Source organism: Limnohabitans sp. Rim8 (assembly GCF_943326455.1).
Classification (GTDB): domain Bacteria; phylum Pseudomonadota; class Gammaproteobacteria; order Burkholderiales; family Burkholderiaceae_C; genus Limnohabitans_A.
Genome location: NZ_CALPTI020000023.1, coordinates 46,226 through 52,911 on the forward strand (window position 1 = coordinate 46,226; position 6,686 = coordinate 52,911).

The following is a 6,686-nucleotide window of genomic DNA, read 5'->3' on the forward strand; positions in this document are numbered from 1 at the left end:
GCGAAGGCGATGTCCCTAGTCGCCGGTTCTGGCCAGGTAGCGCTTGCGCCAGAACACCAGCCCCATGATGAGGGCGATGGTTCCCATGCTGCCCAGCGTCCACCAAAAAGCGCTGGCGGTATGTAGCCAAGGGATGAACTCGAAGTTCATGCCAAAAATGCCTGCAATCAGGTTCAACGGCAAAAAGATGGCCGTCAGCCCCGTCAGCGTGCGCATGATGTCGTTGGTGCGGTTGCCTTGTGCGTTGAAATGCATTTGCACGGCGGTTTCGGTGTTGTGTTCCAGGCGGCGAACATGGTGCATCACCCGGTCGATGTGTTCCAGCACGTCACGGCAGCGCAATTTCAGTAACTCGTGTTCGCGCAGCGCGGCCGGTTCGTCGCTGACTACCCAGTCGTCCAGGGTTTCGTTCCAGCTGAGCATGGCGGTGTGCTGGTCGTCGCACAGGTCTTCCAGCTGGTGCAAAGCCAAGCGGGCCTGCAGCAAGGCGTCCCAACGTCGAAACCGAGTTTTGGGCTGAATCAATTCGGTTTGCCAATGGTCCAATTGGCGGCTGAGTTCCCGACGCAAATCCAAATAGGCATCTACCATCTGGCTGACGATGCGCAGCATCATGTCGGCCGAGCTGAAAGGGATGCCACGCGCTCCTGCAGATCGTGGGTCTTGGCTGTTCGCTTGAAAAGCTGTGGCGGCCAGCAAGCGGCTGGCATAAGCGTCTCGAACGGCGCAGTCGTCGGGGTGCACGCTCAGCAGTAAGCGGTCAAACACCGCAAAGCCCACCGGGCTGGTGTCGATGCGTTGAAGAATCGGGGGGCCGGGCCGCTTGCTGCGGGGGAGGCCTGGGCGGTCGGCATTCGTCCGACTGGGACTTACCGATTGCGGCGCCAAGCGTCGAAAGACCAACAGGTCGTAGTGCGAGGTGTAGTCGTAGCGGGAAGGTAACTGGCTGCTCAACAGGTCGGATACATGCAAGTCAACCAAGCTGTGGTCGGTCAGTTGCTGCAGGCAAGCCTGGACCTCTGGCAATTGGCGTTCAAATTGCGTTCTCGAGAACGCCAGCCAGACGAAGCCTTGTTCGGGCAAAGCGCTGGGCAAAGCGGACAGCGAGGTCTCCGCTGATAAAGCTTGAACCTGGCCGTCGCTGATGCTGAATGCCCGCATGCCGGGCACGTTTTCAGACGGGCTGGCTTGGCTCAACGGGCCGCAATCCAGCGTGCAGCGTCGCGTGCGAAGTAAGTCAATACGCCGTCGGCACCGGCACGCTTGAAGGCCAGCAGGCTTTCCATCATGACCAAATCGTGGTCCAGCCAGCCGTTTTGTGCCGCCGCTTTGAGCATGGCGTACTCCCCCGACACTTGGTAGGCAAAAGTGGGCACTTTGAATTCGTCTTTGACCCGGCGCACGATGTCCAGGTACGGCATGCCGGGTTTGACCATGACCATGTCTGCTCCCTCGGCCAAGTCCATGGCCACTTCGCGCAGGGCTTCGTCGCTGTTGCCAGGGTCCATCTGGTAGACCTTCTTGTTGCTCTTGCCCAAGTTGCCCGCCGAACCCACCGCGTCGCGGAAGGGGCCATAAAAGGCGCTGGCGTACTTGGCGCTGTAGGCCATGATCCGGGTGTGGATCAAGCCTCGGGCTTCGAGCGCTTGGCGGATCGCGCCGATGCGCCCGTCCATCATGTCGCTGGGTGCCACCATGTCCACGCCAGCCTCGGCCTGGGTCAAGGCCTGCTGCACCAGCACGGCGGTGGTTTCGTCGTTCAGGATGTAGCCGGTATCGTCCAGCAGGCCATCCTGGCCGTGGCTGGTGAAGGGGTCCAGCGCCACGTCGGTCATCACGCCCAGTTCGGGGAAGCGCTTTTTCAACTCGCGCACCACCCGTGGCACCAGGCCGTTGGGGTTCATGGCTTCGCTGCCAGTTGGGTCCTTCAGGCTGGCGTCGATCACTGGGAACAGCGCCATGACCGGGATACCAAGCTTGACGCAGTCTTCGGCCACGGGCAGAAGCAGGTCCAGGCTCAGGCGCTCAACGCCGGGCATCGAGGCCACTTCCTGGCGCTGATTGTGGCCGTCCAGCACAAACACCGGGTAGATCAGGTCGTGCGGCGTGACCTGGTGTTCGCGCACCAAGTTGCGGGTGAATTCATCACGGCGAAGACGGCGTGGGCGATTGGCGGGGAAGGTGGCAACTGGGTTCATGTTCAAAATTGTGCCTGAAGTCCCTGCCGATGCCAAAGCCTGGCGGACGTGTTCAGTCGCTCAGGCAACAAGATCGCCGACAGGGCATCATGTTTGTGTCATAAACATCAAAATCACCACTAAAAACAAAATTCAGGCTTGTTAACGGTTTTGATATTTGATAAATTGACCCCGGGCAGCTTGCTGCCTCCCGCTTTACCTCCCTGAGCGGGGCCTGGACGCGGTAACGCCGACAGGTTTCCCACCCTCGGCCTCTGGCCGGGGGTTTTTTTTGCCTGCTCGCCCGGAGTGTGCGGCGCCAGCCATCTCTGACTACACTTGAGCCATGCTCTGGATCAAAGCCCTTCACATCGTTTTCATCGCCAGCTGGTTTGCCGGCCTGTTTTACCTGCCCAGAATCTTTGTCAATTTGGCGATGGTGGAGCCGGGCTCGGTGGCTGAAAGGGATCGGTTGCTCTTGATGTCGCGCAAGTTGTACCGCTTCATGACCATTTTGGCGGTGCCCGCCTTGGCACTGGGCTTGTGGCTTTGGCTGTATTACGGCATTGGCCTGGGTGGTGGCCAGGGTTGGATGCATGCCAAATTGCTGATCGTGTTGGCGCTCTTGGGGTACCACCACAGTTGTGGCGTCTTGCTGCGCCAATTGGAAAACGGTCAGTCTCAGCGCAGCCATGTCTGGTACCGCTGGTACAACGAAGCCCCGGTGCTCCTGATGGTGGCCGCGGTCATTTTGGTGGTGGTCAAACCCTTTTAAGGGGGACTGTCCCATGGGCTCGGCATGAAAAGGCGCACATCAGCCGCTTGGCCTTTGTTCTGCGTTTATGCAGTTCTGATTGTTTACGCCAGCCTCTACCCGTTTGAAAACTGGAGATTCCAGGGGGTTTTCTCCTGGTCTTTTCTGACCGCTTCATGGCCACGCTATTGGACCGGTTTTGATGTGCTGTCCAATGTGCTGGGCTATGCCCCCTTGGGTTTTTTGTTGGCGCTGAGTTTGCGCCGCATGCGTCCCCATTGGCCAGCTGTGGTGGCGGCCACTTTTTTTGCTGGCTTCCTGTCGTTGACGCTCGAGTCGCTGCAGATGTTTTTGCCCATTCGGGTGCCCTCTAACGTGGACACGGCCTTGAACATTGGCGGGGCTTGGGCGGGTGCGGTGGTGGCCCGTTGCTTGGTTTGGGTCGGCTTGATGGACCACTGGAACCGGTTCAGAGACCGTTGGTTTGAAACCGAAGCCAGTGGCGCTTTGGCTTTGTTGGCGGTGTGGCCCTTGGCCTTGATGTTCCCGGCCGCGGTGCCTTTTGGCTTGGGTCAGGTGTTGGAGCGTTTGGAGGGTACTTGGATTCAGCTTCTACAAGACACGCCTTGGCTGGAGTCTTGGCCTGTGCGCGAGGTGGAGCTCCAGCCCATGTTGCCGATGACCGAGTCAGTGTGTGTAGCCCTGGGTTTGCTGCTGCCTTGCTTGCTGGCGTATGGCGTGGTGCAACGCAGCAGTCAGCGCTGGGTTTTGGCCGGCTTGTGTATGGCCGTGGGCTTGCTGGCCAGTGCTTTATCGGCGGCCTTGACCTACGGGCCGGTGCACGCTTGGGGCTGGGTCAGTTCCGAAGTTATCCAAGGGCTTGCTGTGGCCGTGGCCGTCGCTTTGGGCTTGTCTTGGGCTTCGCCACGCTTGAGCTGGGTGCTGGCCCTGGCTGCACTGGTGCTGCAGTTGAGTTTGCTCAACACAGCATCGGCAGACGCTTACTTTCCATTGACCTTGCAGACCTGGGAGCAGGGGCGCTTCATCCGTTTTTATGGCCTGATCCAGTGGTTGGGTTGGTCGTGGCCTTTTGCCCTGCTGGTTTACTTGGTGCGAAGATTGTCCATGTCTCCTTCCGCTGGGCGGGCCTGAATGTGAGGCCTACCCCAGCAGGCCTAAAATTGCCAGATGAGCACTCCCCAGACCCCACCCTATTTCAAGCGGCACATCTTTTTTTGCCTCAATGAACGCAAAAACAACGAAGCTTGTTGTGCCCAGCACAATGCGCAGGCCGCTTTTGACCACTGCAAAGCCCAGGTCAAAGCCCATGGCTTGGCCGGACCCGGCGCCGTGCGGGTGAACAAGGCCGGTTGCCTTGACCGATGTGCGGGTGGCCCGGTGGCGGTGGTCTATCCCGAGGGGGTCTGGTATTCGTATGTTGACCACTCGGACATTGACGAGATCGTCGAATCGCACCTGAAGAACGGTCAGGTGGTCGAGCGCCTTGTGACCCCCGAGCACTTGGGACGCTGATGAACCAGGCCACCCAAACCCTGACCTTGCAAGGCGAAGCGGGCAGCTTGGAGGCGCTTTTGGATGCGCCCTTAGAAGGTGTGGTGCTGGGCACGGCAGTGATCGCCCACCCTCACCCCTTGTTTGGCGGCACCATGCACAACAAGGTGGTGCAAACCTTGGCGCGTGCTTTTGTGCAATGTGGCTGGCGTGCTGTGCGTTTCAATTTCAGGGGGGTGGGCGCAAGTGCGGGCACTTACGACGAAGGGCGGGGCGAGGCCTTGGACATGCAGCGTGTCATTGAGCAGTTGGCCCCAGACGGGCCTGTGGCCTTGGCAGGGTTTTCTTTCGGGGCCTTTGTCACCACCCGTGTGGTGCAGGCGCTGGGCGAGACGCGTTTGCCGCATGCCTTGGTGCTGGTGGGCACAGCGGCTGCGCGTTTTGAGGTGGCGCCAGTGCCTCAAGCGCTTCATGAGCGTTGCTTGGTGGTGCATGGTGAGCAAGACGACACAGTGCCACTGGCCAGCGTGATGGATTGGGCGCGGCCCCAATCCCTGCCAATCACCGTGATTCCGGGGGGTGAGCATTTCTTTCACGGACAATTGCCTTTGCTTAAATCCTTGGTGATTCGTCATCTGAAGGCCTGAGTGGCTTGACCTGCTGGGCGCTGACTTCCTTTTTTGCTGCCCCCCGTTGACGGCGCCCATCCGGCGTCACCCACGGCGGGTCGATTTTTCATGATTTATCCGCAATGAACACTTTCTTCAAAATCTTGGTCAGCTGTTTTTGCCTGACCTTTTCTTGGGCAGCCCAAGCCCAAATGCCCCAGCCGCCCGAGTTGGCCGCGAAGGCTTATTTGCTGATGGATTTGACAGCCAACCAAGTGCTGGCCGCCAAAGACCCTGACATGACTGTCGAGCCGGCGTCTTTGACCAAGCTGATGACGGCTTATTTGGTCTTCGATGCCCTCAAATCCCGCAAGCTGAACCTTCAGCAAACATTGCCCGTCTCGGAGCGGGCCTGGAAGATGCCCGGTTCGCGCATGTTCATTGACCCCAAGATGCAAGTGCCCGTCGAGGATTTGATCAAAGGCATGATCGTGCAATCGGGCAATGACGCCACTGTGGCTTTGGCCGAAGGGGTGGCGGGCAGTGTGGAGCGCTTTGTCCAGCTGATGAACGACCAGGCCCGAATTTTGGGCATGAACAACACCGCCTACAAAAACCCAGAGGGTTTGACCGCCCCTGGCCACACCACGACCGCCCGAGACTTGGCTGTGCTCGCTACCCGCTTGATGCGTGACTTTCCTGACTACGTGCCTTACTACGCCATCAAAAAGTACCGTTATTCAGGCACCCCCGCCGCCAATGACAGCAACCGGAATTTGCTGTTGTTCAGAGACCCTACCGTGGACGGACTTAAAACTGGCCACACCCAAGCGGCGGGTTACTGTTTGGTGGCTTCGGCCAAGCGCGAGTTCCCCAATGTGGGCACGCGCCGCTTGCTGAGCGTGGTTTTGGGCGCTGAAAGTGAAAATTCTCGTGCCAACGAAAGCCAAAAGCTGCTCAATTGGGGTTATGCAGCCTTTGATGCGGTGAAGTTGTTCGACGCCAACCAAGCCGTGGTCACGCCCCTGGTCTGGAAAGGCAAACAAGCGGTGGTCAAACTCGGATCAGACCGCCCCTTGATCGTGGCGGTGCCATCGGGCACTGCGGCCCAATTGAAAACCCAGGTGGTTCGCCCCGATCCCTTGATCGCACCATTTGTCAAAGGCCAATCTGTGGGCAGTCTCAAGGTGCTGCAGGGCGACAGGCCCTTGTTAGAGCTGCCTTTGACGGTGCTTGAGCCGGTCGAGCAGGCGGGCATTTTTGGGCGCGCCTGGGGTTCGGTGCGCTTGTGGATCAAATAAGCCTTGCGTGTGCATCAGGTGTCAGATTGTGGATAACTTGCCCATAGTTCGCTGTGCGGTTATACTGGCGGGCTTTTCCGCTTTTGGGGCGGGGAAGTTTCTTTTGTCAAAATTCAACGTTTAGGGACGTTACAAACAATGCCAACCATCAATCAATTGGTGCGTCAGGGGCGCGAGGTCGAAACGATCAAGTCCAAAAGCCCTGCGATGCAAAACTCTCCACAGCGTCGTGGTGTCTGCACCCGTGTGTACACCACAACGCCTAAAAAGCCTAACTCCGCTCTGCGTAAAGTTGCCAAAGTGCGCTTGACCAACGGTTTTGAGGTCATCTCTT

7 protein-coding genes and 1 pseudogene are annotated in these 6,686 nt (G+C 58.8%); 6 read left to right on the top strand and 2 right to left on the bottom strand.

The window, feature by feature from the left end; all coding sequences use genetic code 11:
• Nucleotides 1-15: 15 nt before the first annotated feature.
• Both Q1M54_RS13705 and hemB read right to left on the bottom strand, forming a co-directional pair.
• The gene (locus Q1M54_RS13705) at nucleotides 16-1,161 is read right to left on the bottom strand and encodes a magnesium transporter CorA family protein (protein ID WP_300558233.1); all 1,146 of its coding nucleotides are present in this window, start codon (nucleotides 1,159-1,161) and stop codon (nucleotides 16-18) included.
• 32 nt (nucleotides 1,162-1,193) lie between these two features.
• On the bottom strand, nucleotides 1,194-2,198 hold the full coding sequence (gene hemB / locus Q1M54_RS13710) for a porphobilinogen synthase (protein ID WP_300558217.1): 1,005 nt from the start codon (nucleotides 2,196-2,198) through the stop codon (nucleotides 1,194-1,196).
• Nucleotides 2,199-2,523: 325 nt separating this feature from the next.
• On the opposite strand from hemB, the gene Q1M54_RS13715 reads away from it, so the two are divergent.
• The 6 genes and pseudogenes from Q1M54_RS13715 to rpsL form a co-directional block, all read left to right on the top strand.
• Nucleotides 2,524-2,952, top strand: a complete 429-nt coding sequence (locus Q1M54_RS13715) for a CopD family protein (protein ID WP_300558220.1) — start codon at nucleotides 2,524-2,526, stop codon at nucleotides 2,950-2,952.
• A gap of 24 nt (nucleotides 2,953-2,976) precedes the next feature.
• The gene (locus tag Q1M54_RS13720) at nucleotides 2,977-4,083 is read left to right on the top strand and encodes a VanZ family protein (protein ID WP_300558223.1); all 1,107 of its coding nucleotides are present in this window, start codon (nucleotides 2,977-2,979) and stop codon (nucleotides 4,081-4,083) included.
• Nucleotides 4,084-4,119: 36 nt separating this feature from the next.
• The gene (locus tag Q1M54_RS13725; RefSeq protein WP_300558226.1) at nucleotides 4,120-4,464 is read left to right on the top strand and encodes a (2Fe-2S) ferredoxin domain-containing protein; all 345 of its coding nucleotides are present in this window, start codon (nucleotides 4,120-4,122) and stop codon (nucleotides 4,462-4,464) included.
• Nucleotides 4,464-5,090, top strand: coding sequence for an alpha/beta family hydrolase (locus Q1M54_RS13730; RefSeq protein ID WP_300558228.1), 627 nt, complete (start codon nucleotides 4,464-4,466; stop codon nucleotides 5,088-5,090). Before Q1M54_RS13725 ends, Q1M54_RS13730 begins: the two co-directional genes overlap by 1 nt.
• Nucleotides 5,091-5,194: 104 nt before the next feature.
• Complete coding sequence (locus Q1M54_RS13735) at nucleotides 5,195-6,352, top strand: D-alanyl-D-alanine carboxypeptidase family protein (protein ID WP_300558230.1); 1,158 nt, start codon at nucleotides 5,195-5,197, stop codon at nucleotides 6,350-6,352.
• Nucleotides 6,353-6,490: 138 nt separating this feature from the next.
• Nucleotides 6,491-6,686, top strand: a pseudogene (gene rpsL / locus Q1M54_RS13740) (30S ribosomal protein S12); the annotation flags it as partial.

What these genes read in the sequence shown, in the direction of transcription:
- Q1M54_RS13705 (WP_300558233.1), bottom strand. Translation starts at nt 1,161, where the DNA reads ATGCGGGCATTCAGCATCAGCGACGGCCAGGTTCAAGCTTTATCAGCG.
- hemB (WP_300558217.1), bottom strand. Translation starts at nt 2,198, where the DNA reads ATGAACCCAGTTGCCACCTTCCCCGCCAATCGCCCACGCCGTCTTCGC.
- Q1M54_RS13715 (WP_300558220.1), top strand. Translation starts at nt 2,524, where the DNA reads ATGCTCTGGATCAAAGCCCTTCACATCGTTTTCATCGCCAGCTGGTTT.
- Q1M54_RS13720 (WP_300558223.1), top strand. Translation starts at nt 2,977, where the DNA reads ATGAAAAGGCGCACATCAGCCGCTTGGCCTTTGTTCTGCGTTTATGCA.
- Q1M54_RS13725 (WP_300558226.1), top strand. Translation starts at nt 4,120, where the DNA reads ATGAGCACTCCCCAGACCCCACCCTATTTCAAGCGGCACATCTTTTTT.
- Q1M54_RS13730 (WP_300558228.1), top strand. Translation starts at nt 4,464, where the DNA reads ATGAACCAGGCCACCCAAACCCTGACCTTGCAAGGCGAAGCGGGCAGC.
- Q1M54_RS13735 (WP_300558230.1), top strand. Translation starts at nt 5,195, where the DNA reads ATGAACACTTTCTTCAAAATCTTGGTCAGCTGTTTTTGCCTGACCTTT.